Annotated in this window: 12 protein-coding genes and 1 tRNA gene; 11 read left to right on the top strand and 2 right to left on the bottom strand. The window is 41.4% G+C overall.

Annotated features, from left to right (window positions below):
- Nucleotides 1–20: 20 nt before the first annotated feature.
- A complete protein-coding gene (lpxC, locus tag A7985_RS17410) occupies nucleotides 21–944 on the top strand; it encodes a UDP-3-O-acyl-N-acetylglucosamine deacetylase (RefSeq protein ID WP_065791692.1) in 924 nt (307 codons plus the stop codon).
- A 47-nt stretch (nucleotides 945–991) separates the two neighbouring features.
- On the opposite strand, the gene A7985_RS17405 is transcribed toward lpxC, so the two are convergent.
- Nucleotides 992–1,471 carry a DUF721 domain-containing protein gene (locus tag A7985_RS17405; RefSeq protein WP_065791691.1) on the bottom strand — a complete coding sequence of 160 codons (480 nt, stop codon included), beginning with the start codon at nucleotides 1,469–1,471 and terminating at the stop codon, nucleotides 992–994.
- Between the two features lie 481 nt (nucleotides 1,472–1,952).
- On the opposite strand from A7985_RS17405, the gene secA reads away from it, so the two are divergent.
- From secA to nagP, 5 genes are all read left to right on the top strand, one after another.
- Nucleotides 1,953–4,661 carry a preprotein translocase subunit SecA gene (gene secA / locus A7985_RS17400; protein ID WP_065791690.1) on the top strand — a complete coding sequence of 903 codons (2,709 nt, stop codon included), beginning with the start codon at nucleotides 1,953–1,955 and terminating at the stop codon, nucleotides 4,659–4,661.
- 61 nt (nucleotides 4,662–4,722) lie between these two features.
- On the top strand, nucleotides 4,723–5,118 hold the full coding sequence (gene mutT, locus A7985_RS17395; RefSeq protein ID WP_065791689.1) for an 8-oxo-dGTP diphosphatase MutT: 396 nt from the start codon (nucleotides 4,723–4,725) through the stop codon (nucleotides 5,116–5,118).
- Between the two features lie 85 nt (nucleotides 5,119–5,203).
- Nucleotides 5,204–7,267 carry a M13 family metallopeptidase gene (locus A7985_RS17390; protein ID WP_065791688.1) on the top strand — a complete coding sequence of 688 codons (2,064 nt, stop codon included), beginning with the start codon at nucleotides 5,204–5,206 and terminating at the stop codon, nucleotides 7,265–7,267.
- 279 nt (nucleotides 7,268–7,546) lie between these two features.
- Nucleotides 7,547–10,153, top strand: a complete 2,607-nt coding sequence (locus A7985_RS17385; protein WP_065791687.1) for a family 20 glycosylhydrolase — start codon at nucleotides 7,547–7,549, stop codon at nucleotides 10,151–10,153.
- 280 nt (nucleotides 10,154–10,433) lie between these two features.
- Nucleotides 10,434–11,735 carry an N-acetylglucosamine MFS transporter NagP gene (nagP, locus tag A7985_RS17380; RefSeq protein ID WP_065791686.1) on the top strand — a complete coding sequence of 434 codons (1,302 nt, stop codon included), beginning with the start codon at nucleotides 10,434–10,436 and terminating at the stop codon, nucleotides 11,733–11,735.
- A 415-nt stretch (nucleotides 11,736–12,150) separates the two neighbouring features.
- Here nagP and A7985_RS17375 read toward each other — a convergent pair.
- Nucleotides 12,151–12,226, bottom strand: a tRNA-His gene (locus A7985_RS17375).
- A gap of 182 nt (nucleotides 12,227–12,408) precedes the next feature.
- Between A7985_RS17375 and A7985_RS17370 the strand changes: the two genes are divergently transcribed.
- The 5 genes from A7985_RS17370 (at nucleotide 12,409) to A7985_RS17350 (ending at nucleotide 18,672) form a co-directional block, all read left to right on the top strand.
- Nucleotides 12,409–13,224, top strand: coding sequence for a mechanosensitive ion channel family protein (locus A7985_RS17370; protein WP_065791685.1), 816 nt, complete (start codon nucleotides 12,409–12,411; stop codon nucleotides 13,222–13,224).
- A gap of 20 nt (nucleotides 13,225–13,244) precedes the next feature.
- Complete coding sequence (locus tag A7985_RS17365; RefSeq protein ID WP_065791684.1) at nucleotides 13,245–14,048, top strand: DUF481 domain-containing protein; 804 nt, start codon at nucleotides 13,245–13,247, stop codon at nucleotides 14,046–14,048.
- A 126-nt stretch (nucleotides 14,049–14,174) separates the two neighbouring features.
- Nucleotides 14,175–16,739: an SLBB domain-containing protein gene (locus A7985_RS17360; protein WP_065791683.1), complete on the top strand. Its 2,565-nt coding sequence runs from the start codon at nucleotides 14,175–14,177 to the stop codon at nucleotides 16,737–16,739.
- A gap of 9 nt (nucleotides 16,740–16,748) precedes the next feature.
- Nucleotides 16,749–17,669, top strand: coding sequence for a Wzz/FepE/Etk N-terminal domain-containing protein (locus tag A7985_RS17355; protein WP_176716764.1), 921 nt, complete (start codon nucleotides 16,749–16,751; stop codon nucleotides 17,667–17,669).
- A 10-nt stretch (nucleotides 17,670–17,679) separates the two neighbouring features.
- Nucleotides 17,680–18,672, top strand: a complete 993-nt coding sequence (locus A7985_RS17350; protein ID WP_065791681.1) for an exopolysaccharide biosynthesis polyprenyl glycosylphosphotransferase — start codon at nucleotides 17,680–17,682, stop codon at nucleotides 18,670–18,672.
- Nucleotides 18,673–18,675 lie beyond the last annotated feature (3 nt).

Below are 18,675 nucleotides of genomic sequence, written 5' to 3'. Positions count from 1 at the left end.
AACTTAAAGTGGGCGAATATATGATTAAACAACGTACAATTGCAGAAGTTGTTAAAGCCACAGGTGTAGGTTTACACAAAGGTGAAAAGGTCACGATCACTCTCCGACCTGCGAGCGCAAATACCGGTGTGGTATTTCGTCGCGTAGATCTAGACCCTGTTGTCGATTTCGAGACAACCCCTGAAGCTGTGGGTGATACGCAATTATGTACTTGTTTGACCAATAAAGATGGTGTTCGCTTATCGACAACAGAGCATTTGATTGCGGCTGTTGCGGCTTTAGGTATAGACAACTTGATTGTTGAGCTTGATAGCGCTGAAGTACCTATAATGGATGGTAGTGCATTACCATTTATTTATTTACTCCAGAAAGGTGGCATTGCAGAATTGAATGTCGCCAAACGCTTCATCCGTATTAAAGAGAAGGTACGTGTTGAAGATGGTGACAAGTGGGCTGAAATCGAGCCATATGATGGTTTTCATATCGATTTTGAAATTGCTTTTGATCACCCCGCTATCAACGCCAGTCGCCAACGCATTGGACTGGATATCACAGCACAAAGCTTCACCCAAGAGATCAGTAGAGCACGTACTTTTGGTTTTATGAAAGACATTGAGTATATGCATGCTAATAACTTGGCACTTGGTGGAAGTATGGACAATGCTGTAGTACTTGATGACTTTAAGGTACTTAATCCAAACGGTTTGAGATATAAGGATGAGTTTGTAAAGCACAAAATCCTTGATTGCGTCGGTGACCTATTTATGACTGGCTATAACATTCTGGGCAAAGTAACTTGTTACAAGTCAGGACATGGCTTAAATAACAAATTGCTGCGTGAAATTATGGCGAATGAAAATGCATGGGAGTGGGTCACATTTGATGAACCAGTAACAATGCCTGCACCAGGATTAGAAGCTGGTCAGCAACTCTCTGCAGGGTAAAAAAATGACGCGATAGCGTCATTTTTTTGTTTCAAACCTCAGTTATTTCAGCTTTTCTTATCTCGATTATGACTTGCAAGTTTTAACAATTTCTCTTTTAGTCCTGGTGGTGCATTTTCAGCTAGCTGCGACAGTTGGCTGGCAGTGGCTTGACTTAATCCATCACGACGCTTGGCAGAGACTGTGTTCTGAGTTGGTTGTTGTAAGCGTTGTTGAGCTTCTGGGTTTGACGTAATTTTTATTTGGCCACAGTCATGCAAACCTGACTGCCTGAATGCAGATAAAATTTCCATTTTTAAATAGCCTAATCGAGTGGCTAACGTGGCTGAAGCAGCCTCGATAAATAAGGTACCGTCTGAATAATTTGCCACCCGGCATTTCTTGCTTAATATTGGTCCCAGCGCTTGCTCTAAGGGGCCTTGTAGCGAGTTGATATTTTGTGCTTTCTCTACATAGTTAGACAATTTATCTGACCATTTCGGTGCGAGTTCTGACAAAGGCTTTGGATTAAATCGGTTTTTTGCCATGGCTGCCCTCTCTTTAAAACACATGATATGGAAATTTAAAAGTGCCCGGATAAAATGGGGCATGTTGTTGTGGTTTTGAACGCCAATATTATATCTCGCTTTGAACAATATAAATAGAGATCTGACATTACTGAAAATTATACTGGATTGGCAAAGCGCGAATACCGTACACTTGAAGTCGGGTCTGGTAGACCCCATATTAAGCTAATCATCGAACATTATCGTCATATCTCTGTTGTAATATGTTTAGAATTGACGCGAGTATTTGAATGTTTTCAAACAGCCTAGCTGGTACATATTTTATTAAATAGGAACAGTTTTCGCTTTGGTGGTTTGCAGATGCGCATAGTCTGGTATGATAGGGCATAAATTTAACTCGGCACACAGCACAAATTCGACTTTGTCGCCAACAGGACTAGTAAGCCTATTGGGAATACGCGAATGCACGGGCTTACAAATATAAGATTGAAATGGTTTAAACATGATAACTAAAATTTTTACCAAGATTTTTGGTAGCCGTAACGACCGGATGATCAAAAATTTACGCAAGACGGTCGCTTTAGTTAACGCTTTAGAAGAGCAGTATAGCAAGCTATCTGATGAACAACTAAAAGCAAAAACAGCAGAGTTTAGACAAAAATTTGAGCAAGGAACCAGCTTAGACGAATTACTTCCTGAAGCATTCGCTACTGTCCGTGAAGCATCAAAACGAGTCTTTGAAATGCGTCATTTTGACGTACAGATGATTGGTGGCATGGTACTGCACCAAGGTCGTATTTCAGAAATGCGCACCGGTGAAGGTAAAACACTGACAGCGACATTGCCTGCATATTTAAATGGATTAACAGGCAAAGGTGTACACGTCATTACGGTGAATGATTACCTTGCTAAGCGTGATGCAGAGAACAACCGCCCGCTCTTTGAATTCTTAGGGTTATCAGTAGGGTGTAATATCCCTGGTATGATGCCTGCGCAGAAGAAAGAAGCGTATGCCGCTGACATTACATATGGTACGAACAATGAGTTTGGGTTTGACTACCTGCGTGACAACATGGCGTTTAGCATTGAAGAACGTGTGCAGCGCCCATTACATTATGCCGTTGTGGACGAGGTGGATTCAATCCTTATTGATGAAGCTCGAACACCTCTTATTATTTCTGGCCCGGCAGAAGATAGCTCAGAGCTATACACTCAGATAAACAAAATTGTGCCTGAGTTAGCTCAGCAAGAAAAAGAAGATGAAGAGGGTGTAGAAGGCGATGGCGACTACACTATCGACGAAAAGTCTAAGCAAGCACATTTAACTGAACGTGGCCAGGTCAAGGTAGAAGAGTTACTTATTAAGCATGGCTTGATTGAAGAAGATGATTCTTTATATTCGGCGGGCAATATTACCTTGTTGAGCCATGTTTATGCGGCATTGAGAGCGCATAAGCTGTATCAAAAAGATGTTGATTACGTTGTTAAAGATAATGAAGTCATCATTGTTGATGAACATACGGGCCGTACAATGGAAGGGCGTCGTTGGTCTGAAGGGCTGCACCAAGCTGTTGAAGCGAAAGAAGGCGTACGCATTCAAAATGAAAATCAGACGCTGGCGTCGATTACGTTCCAGAATTATTTCCGATTGTATGACAAGCTATCAGGTATGACGGGTACAGCCGATACAGAAGCATTTGAATTTCAATCTATCTATGGTTTAGACACCGTTGTAATTCCAACTAATAAGCCGATGATCCGTGATGACCGTGCTGATTTAGTTTATCTGACCCAAGAAGAAAAATTCGAAGCTATTTTGGCTGATATCAGAGACTGTCAAGAACGTGGCCAGCCAGTTCTGGTTGGTACGATTTCGATTGAAAGTTCTGAGTATTTGTCGCATTTCTTACGCAAAGAAAAAATCGAACACAATGTTCTAAATGCTAAATTCCACGCGCAGGAAGCTGATATTATCGCCGACGCGGGTCTACCAGGGTATGTCACCATTGCTACTAACATGGCTGGTCGTGGTACAGATATCATGTTAGGTGGTAATTGGCAAAACGACATCGCGAAAATCGAGAACCCGACTGAAGCACAAATTGAAGAGGCGAAAGCCAAGTGGAAAGAGCTTCACGATAAAGTACTCGAAGCTGGCGGTTTGCATATTATTGGTACTGAGCGACATGAATCACGTCGTATCGATAATCAGCTTCGTGGTCGTTCAGGCCGTCAGGGTGATGCCGGTTCTAGCCGCTTCTACCTGTCTATGGACGATGCTCTCATGCGCATTTTTGCCGGCGAGCGCATGACAACAATGATGCGTAAATTGGGCATGCAACGTGGTGAAGCTATCGAGCACCCATGGGTTAACCGGGCAATTGAAAATGCGCAGCGTAAAGTAGAAGCGCGTAACTTTGATATTCGTAAACAGTTACTTGAATACGATGATGTTGCCAATGATCAACGTCGCGTTGTTTACGAGCAGCGTAACGAACTATTGGAAGAAGGCGATATTTCAGAAACGGTTAATGCGATTCGCAGTGATGTTGTGAATGGCATTATCGATCGCTTTATTCCGCCACAAAGCTTAGCTGAAATGTGGGATATCCCTGGCTTAGAAGAGCGCTTAAAATCTGATTTACTGTTAGAGATGCCTATTGCTAAATGGCTTGAAGAAGACAGTAAGTTATATGAAGAGTCTCTTAGAGAGCGCATTGTTGAGGAAGCTGAGGCAGCGTATAAGCAGAAAGAAGAGCAAGTTGGTGCAGAAGTACTACGTCACTTCGAAAAAGCCGTTATGCTACAAAGCTTGGATCAACATTGGAAAGATCACTTGGCGGCGATGGATCACTTGCGTCAAGGTATTCACCTGCGAGGATATGCGCAAAAGAATCCTAAACAAGAGTATAAACGTGAGTCTTTCGAACTGTTTTCTAACATGCTTGAGACCCTAAAAGTCGATGTTGTTGGTGTATTGAGTAAGGTACAAGTACGCGCTGAAGAAGACGTAGAGAAGGTAGAAGAACAGCACCGTCGTAGCGAGCAAGTACCTAAGCAATACCAGCATGAAGAAGCTGAAAAAGTGGGCGGTGAAGCACCTCAAGGCGCTGCAGTAGCAGCGCGTGCGGAACCAAAAGTTGGCCGTAATGAACCGTGTCCATGTGGTTCTGGTAAAAAGTATAAGCAGTGTTGCGGCAAGCTAAGCTAGCAGAGAAATATTTAAGCATTAATAAAGCGGCCTAGTGTCGCTTTTTTTATGAGGAACAAAAATGACTAAAAAAGTCGTGAACGTGGCCGTTGGCGTTATTTACGAACAAGGCAAATATTTTGTGTGCAAACGTTCTGAAGAGCAACACCAAGGGGGGTTGTGGGAGTTCCCAGGCGGCAAAGTTGAGCCTCAGGAAAGTGTTGAACTAGCGTTACAGCGTGAACTTGCAGAAGAAATTGGTATTCAAGTAATTGGTTCCCAGCATTTATTAACCATTGAGCACGATTATGGTGATAAACAGGTTTGTTTACATGTTCATGTTGTTGACCAATTTACGGGAAGCCCCACAGGGCTAGAAGGTCAACCTAGCCAATGGGTAGATTATAGTACGTTGAAAGAACTTGAGTTTCCAAAAGCAAATATTGCGATTATAGATGCCTTATCTACATTTCAATAAGTCGTTACAATTGTTTGCATAGCTTGCTATAAAAAATTCAATGAGCAGGGTATGATTTGTGTATATAAAGTATGGAGTCAGAAATATGCGCAAATCATTCGCTGCATTTGGTGTAGCTTTAGCGCTTGGTTTGGTTGGTTGCAGTGAACAACCTCAAACAGAAGCGACGAAGGTAGTTACCCAACAACAGTCCCTCAATTCAGGTATTGAATTGGAAAATATAGACCATTCAATTCGCCCTCAAGATGACTTTTACTTCCATGTAAACGGAAAGTGGTTTGAAAAAACAGAGATACCAGCAGACAAATCTAACTATGGGTCTTTTACTGAGTTGTACGATGAATCGCAAAAAGCGTTGCGTGTTATTTTGGACAGGGCTGCAAAGAATAGCAACGCCAAGCCAGACAGCGACGAATATAAACTAGGTGCCTTCTATAAAAGTTACACTGACGAATTGGCTCGTGAAGAGCTCGGTGTTGCTGCGTTAAATGATTACTTAGAACCTATTCGTGCACTAAATGACAAATCGCAACTTCCGCAGTTGATGGCCAAGGTACTCATGCAAGGGGGAAGCACTCCTATGGCGTGGTACGTGAATAATGATGCCAAAAACTCTAGTGTTAATGCGCTCTATTTATTTCAAGCGGGTCTTGGCTTGCCTGACAGAGACTTTTACCTTAAAGACACTGAGAAGTTTGTTAATGTTAGGGCTGAGTATCAAGCTTACATAACGAATATGTTGTTCGAGTTTGGGTATGATGAAAAACAAGCAGAAAAATCGGCTCAGTCTATCATTGCCCTAGAAACACAAATTGCGCAGGCTCAGTGGAGCCGAGTAGACAGTCGAGATGCTTCTAAAACGTATAATAAACTCAATGTTAAAGAGTTTAATAAGCAGCTTTCTGATTTTGATATTGAAATCTATTTGAATGCATTGGGCGTCGATTTGGAAGAGATTATCGTTTCTCAACCAACATATTTCACGGCATTGTCTGATGTGATAAAAGAAAGCGATGTGGATGTATGGCGTGATTATTTAACGTTTCATTTTGCTAGTAATTATGCTGAGCTGCTCGAGCGTAAACTTGTAGATCTGCACTTTGGGTTTTATGGCAAAACCTTAAGAGGGGTGGAAGAGCAAGCACCTACCTGGAAGCAAGCTGTTGATGCCAGTAACGATGTGTTAGGTGAACTACTAGGAAAAATTTACGTAAAAGAGCACTTCCCTCCAGAAGCAAAAGCGCGCATGACCAAAATGGTTGACAACTTGATTGCTGGTTTCGCTCAATCAATAGATGACTTAGTTTGGATGAGCCCAGAAACTAAAGTGGCTGCGAAAGAAAAATTAAACAAGTTTACGCCTAAAATTGGATATCCAGATAAGTGGCGTGACTACTCTCAGTTAGAAATTAGTGCGGATGATTTAGTGGGTAACTTTGCGCGTTATAATCAATGGGCTTATAAAGATATGCTCGATGAAGTGGGCAAACCGGTCGATCGCTCTAAGTGGTACATGACCCCGCAAACAGTCAATGCCTATTACAACCCTGTAAATAATGAAATTGTGTTCCCCGCTGCGATATTGCAACCTCCTTTCTTTAACTTAGAAGCCGACGATGCGGTAAATTATGGGGCAATCGGTGCTGTAATAGGTCATGAGCTCGGTCATGGGTTTGACGATCAAGGGGCTAAATATGATGGTGATGGTAACCTTAGAAATTGGTGGACGCAAAGCGATCTTTCACAGTTTGAAGCTAGGGGGAACAAGCTTATCGAGCAATTTGACCAATTTAAGCCATTCGAAGATGCGCATGTTAATGGCCAACTTACACTCGGTGAAAACATTGGTGACTTGGGTGGTTTAACCGTTGCGCTAAAAGCATATCAATTGTCGTTAAATGGCAAGCCGGCACCTGAAATTGACGGTTATACGGGCGAGCAGCGTTTCTTTATGGGGTGGGCTCAAATTTGGCGTAGAGAGTATCGTGACGAAGAATTGAGAAATCGACTAATGACAGACTCTCATTCACCTAGCCAATATCGCGTTATTGGTATCCTGTCGAATATGCCACAGTTTCATGAAGCCTTCGGAGTGAAGGAAGGTGATGGCATGTATATCAAGCCAGAGGAACGCGTGAAAATTTGGTAATCTTGTAATCTCTTCAATAAAAAACCTGCTTTGAGCATTGCTTGAGCAGGTTTTTTTGTGGAATAAACGGGCTTTTTTAAAATTTGATAGCGCTGTCATTTTTTCTTAGATATGATGAAAAGCTAACAACAAGTTGGTTAGTACTATTCTCCGAAGCCCTGCAAAAGCGTGTTTAGTGCGCATAAACAATGCCACTAATCGGTACAATTAAGTGTGTACAGCAGTATAAACGAGCTTTTGCTAAAATGTGGTTTCAGGGCTTAGTCTTTAGGAGCTGATATGAATCTTAGAAAAAACATGCTGACGCAAGTGTTTGCAACAACGTTGATCGCGACATCGTTTGGTGCAAATGCGGCGCTTTCCCAATCACAGCTAGATGCCTTTGCACAAAATACGCAACTCACATTTGCCGTTGAAAATAACTTTCATGGTGGTGCAGGCAGTTTTATTGGCTCTCTTTCTCTTGAAAATCAATCAAATGTTGCGCTTCCAAAGGGCAAAAGCGATTGGCAAATATATATCCACTCTGTACGTAAAATAAAAACAAGCGACGTCGCGGGGATACAAATAGAACATGTTAATGGCGACTTACATAGGCTAGTGCCTACGGGGAGTTTCCAAGGGTTAGCTCCGAAGCAATCGCTCAAAGTTGAATTTGAGGCAGCTGCATGGATTGCTGCTTATACTGATTTTATGCCACGTGCTTTTATCGTTGCTAATGGTCAAACGCCGGTCATTTTTGCTAATACAAACACAGAAGACATGAAGCGTTTTGTTGCACCATTCAGCCGAGAGAACCAACTTAAGCGCCATAATGAGCCACTTGATTATTCTCCTTTGGCAAATGCTGCTTGGCGATATGAACACAACTTGAGTAACTTAAAAGTAGACAAAGAAGCGGCCATTAAGCGTATTGTTCCAAAACCATATAGTGTTGATTTTAATCGCGGTGTCGCTGAACTTACTAACGAGTGGCAAATTCGCTTTGCGGGTAGGTTAAAGTCTGAGGTGGCGGTGTTCAAAGAGGACTTGCAATCACATGGGTTATCGCTCGAAGCACAACCTGATCATATCAAGGCTGGTAAAAGCCCGACAATTTACCTAAAAGTTGAGTCTAAAAACTATGGTAACAGTGACTCACAGGCGGCTGCGGGTAGCTATAAACTTGAAATAGATGACGATAAGATTGAAATCATCGGTGTTGATAATGCGGGTGTCTTTTATGGTATTCAGAGTTTACTTGCGCTGTTTCCAGTCGAGCAGAGCGGCTCAATTAAAGTGCCTAATGTGGAAATAGAAGATACACCACGCTACGGTTGGCGAGGTATGCACTACGACAATGCACGCAATTACCATGGTAAAGATGCGATGTTCAAGCTAGTTGAGCAAATGGCGCGTTATAAGCTTAATAAATTTCACTGGCACTTTTCGGATGACGAAGGGTGGCGAGTTGAGATCCCGGGTCTACCTGAATTGTCAGAAATTGGTGGCTACCGCTGTTTTGATCTGCAAGAACGAAGCTGTCTCCTAACGCAGCTTGGAACTGGACCTTTTAAATCTGGATCGGGTAATGGGTATTTGTCGAGGGAAGATTTTGTCGAGTTATTGAAATTTGCCAAAGCAAGGCACATCGACATTATCCCAGAGATAGAAGGGCCAGGTCATGCGCGAGCAGCTATTAAAGCGATGGAAGCACGCTACTATAGACTTCATGCACAAGGCAAAGAAGCAGAAGCGAGAGCTTACTTACTGAGTGACCTTGAAGATGAATCTGAATACCTAACCGTGCAAAACTATACAGATAACTCGCTCAATGTATGTATGGACTCAACGTATGCATTCATCGACAAAGTTACGTATGAACTTCAAGGTATGTACCGTGAAGCTGGTACACGATTAACCAACCTACACTTTGGCGGTGATGAAGTGGGGGCTGGTTCTTGGGCTAAGTCTCCGGCCTGTCAGGCCCTGTTCAAAGATGCCAATAACGGTATTGCTGGACCTGCTGATCTCAAACCATATTTTACACAACGAGTCGCGAAGCTCTTTGCTAAACGCGGAATTGCACCTGGCGCTTGGGAAGATGGTTTAATGTATGATCGAGTTAACCCATTCAAACGTGATGAATTCCCAAATCAGGTATTCACTGCAAATGTTTGGGATAACATTTGGGAATGGGGTGTTGCAGACAGAGCGCACCGATTGGCAAATGATGGCTATCAAGTGATCCTGTCTCATGGTACACATTTGTACTTTGACCATCCATATGAAGCGCACCCTGAAGAGCGTGGATACTACTGGGCTGCACGTTATACTGACACGAAAAAAGCGTTTAGCTACATGCCTGACTATGTCTATGCGAATGCCGATTTTACAAGAAATGGTGAATCAATTGATAACCTTGAGGCATTAGTAGGGCGTCCATTGCCAGAATTAGAGAGACCGGAGAATATTCTCGGTATGCAAGGGCAGGTATGGACTGAAACTATTCGAACTGAAGAACAGGTTATGGCCATGATGTTCCCACGTGTGCTGACCGTTGCTGAGCGAGCTTGGCATAAAGCAAAGTGGGAATCAAACGTGCCTGATGAAAAAGCGCGTGCTCTTGACTGGCAGGAGTTCTCAGCAACATTGGCTTTAAAAGAGCTGACGCGTTTAACCAAGTCGGGGGTAAATATCAATTTGCCTGTTCCAGGTGCCATCATCGAAAATGGTAAGCTAATAGCAAACAGTGCTTTTGCTTATTTGAATATTGAAGTCAGTTTTGACAGCGGTAATACTTGGCAGACGTATACAGGTCCGATGTCAGTGGTAGACCCGAAAGTAATTCGATTAAGAACAAGTTTAGACGGTAAAAAATTTAGCCGTGTCACTGGATTAGAGTAATAAGTTACATTGTTTTGAAACATTAAAGGGGGCGCTTGCCCCTTTTTTGAATACTATTTAGTATAATTTCTAACTAGTAATAAAGTAGATTTTAACGTAAAGTTAAATGTCAGCGCTGTCATTTTGCTGTAAGGTGAAAGCAAAGACAGTGCTTTAGCCTTAGCTAACTGCTTAAATCCCGACAGTGTCGGTAGAAAATAATAAAATTTTGAGAGCTTATGGCTTGTAAAGTGATAAGCAAAAATTGTAATAAAATTTAATTGCAAACAAGAAGAGTATTATGGAAGCAACAGTGGATATGAATGAAAAAGCGAAGCAGAGTGTCTGGTTGCCAATGACACTGGCTGGTTCTATGTTTTTTATATTGGGGTGTATCACGTGGCTTAATGGCGCTATTACACCTTTTTTACAGCAGATGCTTGAGCTATCTCCGCTGCAAGCGTCGTTTATTATTTCCTCGTTTTATATTGCTGTAACAATCGCTGGTATTCCTTCTGCGATGGTTATAAAACGTGTAGGTTATAAGAATGGTATGGCTGTAGGTTGTGTGATTATGGCACTGTCTGCACTGCTATACATTCCTGCGGCTAAAATGCAGGCAATTGAGGTATTCTTACTTGCCCAGCTTTTGATTGGTGTAGGGCAGACAGTATTGCAGACGGCTGTAAACCCATATGTTGTAAAAATGGGCTCTGAAAAATCAGCGGCGGTTCGTGTTTGTATTATGGGACTGCTTAACAAGTCCGCTGGTGTGATTGTGCCGATTGTTTTCGCTGCAGTTGTGGTTAGTGGTGTTGTGCAAGGCGGAGAGAGCCTGTCGCAAGAACAAAAAGACGCTATGGCAAATAGTCTTATTGCCCCTTACTTGGCGATTGCGGGCTTAATATTTTTGTTTGCATTGTTTGCGAAATTTGCACCGCTACCAGATCTTGTTTTTGAAGAAGAAAGTAAAACCTCTAAAGGTGAGCTTAGAGAAGCGTTACAACATCCTCATTTAGTGCTAGGTGTCGTTGGTATCGCGCTGTATGTAGCTGTTGAAGTTATTGCTGCTGATACTATCGGATCCTATGCATTGCACTTAGGAATTGCTGATTATTCAATCATGACCTCTTATACAATGGGTTGTATGCTATTGGGTTATGCCATTGGTATCGTATTGATTCCGCGTTTCATGTCTCAGCAAAGTGCGCTAGTAATGTCTGGCATCGCTGGTATCATTACGGTGATCGCTGTTGTAATGGGTGATAATGCGTCTTTTGCAATTTCTAACTTGTTGTTGGTTCCTTTTGGTGGACCTCAGCTACCAGATCCGTTATTGTGTATCGCATTACTTGGCTTTGCTAATGCCATGGTATGGCCAGCAATTTGGCCGTTAGCTCTAGATGGTCTCGGCCGCCTAACTGGTACGGCATCTGGTTTGTTAATCATGGGTATTGCAGGTGGTGCTTTAGGTCCTTTATTAATCGGACTTGGCAATGTGGCAGGATTAGGTGCTCAGGGGGCGTATAGCCTGATGATCCCAAGTTATATATTTATTCTCTTCTATGCTTTGAAAGGTCACAAAATGAGAAGCTGGAAGTAACAAAGAATTTCTATTTCAAAGTAGAAATAATCCCGTGTGTAATGCCACCTTTTAGGTGGCATTTTTTTTGCGCGCATTAAGGCGTGTCAGCGGCTGTAAGCAAGCATAGCCCTGTCAGGCATATCATCTTCCCAGTGACTAGAGAAAACCGCGCTAGAGTGCGTCTGTGATTTGTTTATCACACTTAACAATTGCAGAATCCGTTCTGTTTGATACAAGCCAAGCTGGGACACAGTGACATTTAAATAGGTTGAAACTAAATATGTATCAGTAAATTTGATGAACTAGGAAGTAATCATGTAAATGAATGCAAAGAAAAACAAGAACATAAGGTTTAAGCGCATTATAGGCCATGCGTATTTTTAAAAGTATATGAGTTTATTTTTCAGTGTTTGCATTGAAACAAGAGGGGAGATGGGGCGACTGATGGGGCTCGAACCCACGACAACCGGAATCACAATCCAGGGCTCTACCAACTGAGCTACAGCCGCCACAATTTTCGTGTAACACCTTTGTGGTGTGGCGCGCATATTACAGAACTTTTCTTGTAATGCAAAGCCTTTTTTAATTTTTTTATTGTTTTTAGTAGATTTGCAGCAATTTTCGTCTAGACAGCTAAAATTCATACTTTGTACTTAAACTTAATAGCTTAGAATAAATTATAGGAGAGTTTATGGAAGTACTTATGGACTGGCTGAATAACAATTCGGACACCTTGTCGCATTATCTTCTTCAAGGCGTTATTGCTTTAATCATTTTCTTTATTGGGATCAGGGTGGCTAAGTTTTCCGCTTCGTTAACTGAAAAAGCGATTAGCAAACGGAAAGTCGATAAAGCGGTGGGGACATTTGTATCAAACATCGTTTACAGTTTGGTATTTGTGGCGACATTATTAATGGCGTTGTCACAAGTTGGTGTAGAAACAACATCATTTATAGCGATATTAGGTGCAGCTGGTTTAGCGGTAGGTTTAGCACTTCAGGGGTCACTTTCTAACTTCGCGTCTGGTGTGTTGATAATCATACTTAGACCTTTTAAATCTGGTGACTATATTGATGCTGCGGGTCAATCGGGCAGTGTGCAGCGTATAGAGATTTTTTCTACAGAGTTGATAACGCCGGACAATAAAGTTGTTATAATACCCAATTCATCCATCATGTCGGGCGCGATAGTAAACTATTCTCGTGAAAAAACGCGCAGGATCGATTTTGTAATTGGGGTTGGCTATGAGTCTGACCTCAAACACGTAAAGAAGGTATTAGAAGAAGTCCTAGAAAAAGAGTCTCGAATTTTAAAGGACCCAGCTTATACTATAGCAGTTTTGGCATTGGCAGATTCAAGCGTTAATTTTGCTGTACGACCTTGGGTAAATACCAGTGACTATTGGCCAACTTATTTTGATTTGTTGGAAAACATGAAACTGGCGTTAGACGACGCTGGCATAAATATTCCTTATCCGCAAATGGATGTGCATTTACAAAAAGATTGAATATAAAGGTTACTTTTATAATGAAAATGAAACTGATTTCTCTCTGTGTTTTAACAGCAATGTCTTCTTATGTAGCAAATGCTGAAGCAAGTACTGAAAACCCTACCAAAGAGGAAAAAGTGTGGGACATCACAAGTGAAGTAGGTGCAATTGTCACGAGCGGTAATACCGAAACTACGACACTAAAAGGTGAAATTAAAGCCAAGCATAATCTAGAAAGTTGGCGCAATGAATACAAAATAGATGGCATTTTCAAAGAAGATGAAATTGAAAATGACGATGGCGAAAAAGTTAAAGAGCGAACGAATGAAAAGTACTCTTTGTCAATTCAAGGTAACTACAAGTTAGTAGAAGACCATAGCCATTTGTTTATTTCAGGTTCGTATGCGTCTGACTATTTTGGTGCTTACCGTAGTGAATCTGTACTATCAGTAGGTTATTGTTTGAGGCTACTGAGTAAAAGTAATATGTATTTAGACTTTGAAATTGGCCCAGGTGTAAAACGGTTTGAATACCAAGATGATAGCACTGAAACAACTCCCGATGGTAAATCTCTAGCAGGAGAGACAGAAAGCGAAGTTATAGGCGTAAGTAAGCTAGATTATGAGTGGCAAATATCGGATAACGCTAAGTTCACTCAGTTAGTGTCGATTGAGTACGGCGATACGAACACTAAGACGGTGTCTGAGACTGCGTTGATGACGAAAATCAATGGTTCTTTGCAAATGAAAGTAGGGTATAATATCACCCATAATTCTGATGTTGATGTGGGCAAGGAAAAGACGGATACAGAAACGTCATTGACCTTGGTTTACAGTTTTTAACACTTACACGCAGAATATAACAAAGATATGACAAAAAAAGGGCTACAGGCCCTTTTTCTATTTCGTAGAACTCGTGTAGAATATGCAATCTTTTTTTGGATATTGGCAAAGCAGGATACTGATTAGATGTCTTTTACGCGTGTTTTAGCAATAATTTTATTGGGGTTTAGCGCCTTTGTGAGCGCATTTTCACCAACGCCAGAGCAAATTGAGCAGTTCAAAAAATTACCTAAGGCACAGCAAGAGGCATTGGCTAAGCAATATGGTGTTGATCTTTCAGCTATTATGCCAAGCGCACCAGGGGCTGCTACAACAAATGTACCTGTAAGCAGTGTTCAACAAAGAGCGAACACAGCTGCTAATATCAATCTCACGGAACCGCTTAAACCAGTTACAGAAGAATTAAAGCCGTTTGGCTACGAGTTATTTGCGGGGGAGCCGACCAGCTTTGTACCCAGTGAGCAAATTGCCGTACCTAACGATTATGTCATTGCGAGTGGTGATAAAATTTCAATCAGCCTTTATGGTAAAGAAACAGCGAATCATGAGGTTAGCGTTGATCGTGAAGGTCGATTAAGGATTCCTAATTTTTCACCAACTCACGTTGCGGGTTTAACATATAAAGAGCTAAAAGACTTAATCCAAAATAAAGTGAGCACCGAGGCTATAGGCCTTAAAGCATTTGTCTCAATTGCTGAGTTAAGAAGCCTTCGCGTTTTAATTGTAGGTGAAGCGTATAAGCCAGGCAGTTATGCCCTATCTCCATTGTCTACTGTAACACATGCATTATTTGCAAGTGGAGGCCTATCGGAAATCGCCTCACTGCGAAATATCACAGTCAAAAGAAAAGGCAAGGTGATTTCAACGCTGGACTTGTATGAGTTATTGCTAAGAGGTGATAGCACTGGTGATATCACTCTACAATCAGGCGATGTGGTATTTATTCCTTCTGTAGGCCCTCAAGTTACAGTGAGTGGTTTGGTGAAAAGGCCGGGTATTTTTGAGTTACGTGAAGGCGAAACCGCTGAGTCGCTTGTAACAATGTTTGGGAATTTCAAAGAGACCGCGTTTCTAGAGCAAGTTGAAGTTAAAAGAGTAGTAGACAATGCTAAGCACTCAGTGGTTTCAGTTGACTTTAGCCAAAGTAATATTGCTTATGTCCCGCAAGGTGGGGATGTGCTCAAAGTTAAAGGTGTCAACAGTGAGGTTGTTGATTCTATAACGCTTATCGGTGCAGTTGCTCGACCTGGTTACTACGAGTGGAGACAAGATCTAACCTTTGACAAGCTTGTGCGAAATGTAAAAAGTGATTTACTTCCCCAGGCTGACTTAGGATACGCAATTGTTGTAAGAGAAACCAGTGATACAGGCCGTATTGAAGTTATCCAGTTCTCCGTTATCGATGCACTGTATGGAGCGTCAGTATCGCTGCAAAAAAATGACGAAGTGTATATTTTTAGCCGCTTTAATGAACAAGAAAAGGAATTGGAAGCACTTAAAAATTCAGCCCTAACAATCGAGGAACAAGAGTTACAGGAAAAAGTTAAACTGTGGCACTTATACGAGCGAGAGCAGTTTAATAAAAAAGTGTTGACCAAAAGTGCTGAAAAGAAAACACAGACGATATTTGGCCGTAAGACATTATTGGCCCCTATTATTGAAAGGCTCGATTTTCAATCCACAGCAGGTAATACAAAAGCTGTATTTGAGATTGATGGACAAGTTCGCTTCCCAGGTGTTTACCCATTAGCAATCAATACAACTGCTCAAAGTGCCATCGTTGCAGCAGGGGGATTATTGGAATCTGCGTTTGTGAAGTATGCAGAGGTGACCCGATTGCTCGATGGCGGCGCAGTTCGCCACATTAGAATAAACGACATCAATAGTACCTCAAATAGTGATCCGCTTATTTTGCAAAGTAGGGATACATTGAATGTTCTAATACAACCTAATTGGCAAGATAACTATAAAGTTACTCTTCAAGGGGAAGTCAAGTTTCCTGGAACCTATACTATCAAGCGCGGCGACACTTTGGATCAGGTCTTGATGAGAGCAGGTGGTATTACACAGTTTGCAGAGCCAAAAGCCGCAATTTTTACTCGCGAGGCGATAAAGCAGCAAGAGCAAAAGCAATTGCGTAAATTATCAGAAGAATTACGTAAAGATATTGCGTCGAAGAGCTTTCAAAAATCCATTGGTTCTAATACCTCTTTGTCGTACGAAGAAACCGATAAATTATTAAAAGACCTCGCAAGTGTGAAAGCGTTAGGACGTTTGGTAATAGATTTGCCGGGAATTATCTCGCGTAAAGATATTTTGAGGTTGCAGGACGGTGATACGCTATATATCCCCGGCAAGCAGGACTCTATCTCGATTATTGGTGAAGTCAACTACAGCTCTTCTCACTTATTTAAAGAGGGAGTTTCTATAGAGGAATATATCGTTTTAAGTGGCGGTATGAAAGACCGAGCCGATGAAGCGAAAGTGTATGTAATAAAAGCAAATGGCGCTGTATTTATACCTCGTGAAACAAGTTGGTTTGCGGTGAATAATCATATTAAATTGGAAGCTGGCGATACTATTGTCGTGCCTATGGATGCTTCTCACATGGACAACCTAACCCTCTGGAGCACAGCTACACAAATTTTCTACCAGCTTGGTGTTGGTGTTGCAGCAATTGCGAATTTATAAGGTATGAAAGTGGAAGACATTAAATATCAAGATGAAGTTGATTTGACTTTGCTCGTAAAAGAATTATGGGCAAAAAAAATCTATATAATAGCTTCTGTATTCGTCAGTTCTGTCATATTTGTTTTATATGCGCTATCTCTATCGAACATATACAAAGCTGAAGCCATTGTTGTACCTGCTGAGAGTAACACGTCATCGTCTTTACAAGGTCTCGCATCACAGTTTGGTGGCGTTGCTGCATTGGCTGGAATTAGTCTTGGCGGCAGTGATTCATTCAAATCAGATCTTGCCATTGAAGTAATGAAATCAAGGCAGTTTATTTCTTACTTCATTGAAAAGTATGACATCCTACCTTTAGTGATGGCCGCTGAAAAATGGCATATTAACAGCAATGAAATCACATTCGACGAAGATCTTTATTTAAAAAGTGAAAACAAATGGGTTAGGGAAGTTTCATTACCAAAGAAAACCATTCCTTCATATGTTGAAGCGCATAAAGAGTTTATGGATATTTTTAATGTAGAGAGAGCTTTAGATTCTAATACCATCGTTGTTAGCATAGAACATGTTTCACCTGTAATTGCTAAGCAATGGGTCGATCTTCTTGTCACAGAGATCAATAGAAAAATGCGAGAAAGGGATATTGTTGAAGCTAAGCGTAACATCGAATATTTGACAGAAAAGCTTGAAACAAACGAATTGGTTCAAATGGAAGCTATAATATACAGCTTGCTCGAAGAACAAGAACAAAATGTGATGCTTGCTGAAGTTCAACCGGAATATGTATTTAAAGTAATAGATCCTGCGGTAGTGCCAGAAAAGAAGTTAAAGCCATCTAGGGCTTTAATTTGCGTATTTGGGGCTTTTCTGGGGGCATTCTTATCAATAACTGCCATTTTAATTAATTTTACATTTCGTAGAACAGTTTAGTAGAGCGTTTATGTTACACAAAAGCGAAAATCAAACTTACATTTCCAACTTTGGGAAGCCTGCAAAGAGTGGACGAAGCAAGTTACGCTCCAGAAAGCGCTCCTTACAAGTCAGGAAAATATATCTTTTTTGTCCAGAGCAACATGTTGAGGCTATGCAAAACCTAGCTGAACAGTTTGACTTTGAGTTTATTATTAACGATTACAGTGAAACCAACTTGTCTAACCAAGTTATCTGTCACTATGAAAGCGCCCAGCTGCCAAATGATAAGCGTCACTTTCTAATTCGTGCGACAGAAATGGGGGCTTGGGTTGAGCCACTGGTAACCTACTTGGATGCTCGTTATGGCTATACGGAAGTTTCGTTACTTCATAGTTCATATTTTTTGCATCAAAAAGCATTTTCAATCTTATCGAACAAGCGAACTCAGGTAGCGAAGCGCATTATTGATATCTTTTCTGCCCTGATTATTGGTTTGTTAACATTGCCAATATCCTTGCTGACTGCACTTTTCATAAAATTAGAAAGCAAAGGTCCTGTTTTTTACAAGCAACTCAGAACAGGGCAGCACAACGAGGAGTTCTACATCATCAAGTTTCGTTCTATGTATCAAGATGCAGAGCGTGATGGTGCACAGTGGGCTAAAAAGAATGACTCAAGAGTAACGATTGTCGGTAAGTTCATCAGGAAAACACGTATAGATGAAATCCCCCAGCTTTTAAACATTCTTTATGGCGAAATGTCTATGGTCGGTCCTAGACCTGAGCGAGAAGTGTTTATTGATAAGCTGGAAAAAGAGATTCCATATTATCGCTTTAGACATGCAGTAAAACCTGGCGTGACAGGTTTAGCACAAGTTAGTTATCCATATGGCGACTCGATTAAAGATGCAATTTGGAAACACAAATTCGATATTCACTATATTAAACACCACAGCACCTTAACAGACTTAAAAATAATTCTTAAAACGATAAAAGTTGTATTGTTTGGGATGGGGCGCTAACGC

Origin of the sequence: Pseudoalteromonas luteoviolacea (genome assembly GCF_001696455.1) — a bacterium.
GTDB classification, from domain to species: domain Bacteria; phylum Pseudomonadota; class Gammaproteobacteria; order Enterobacterales; family Alteromonadaceae; genus Pseudoalteromonas; species Pseudoalteromonas luteoviolacea_C.
The sequence above is the reverse complement of the archived record's forward strand: the minus strand, read 5'-3'. Positions and strand labels throughout refer to the sequence as shown.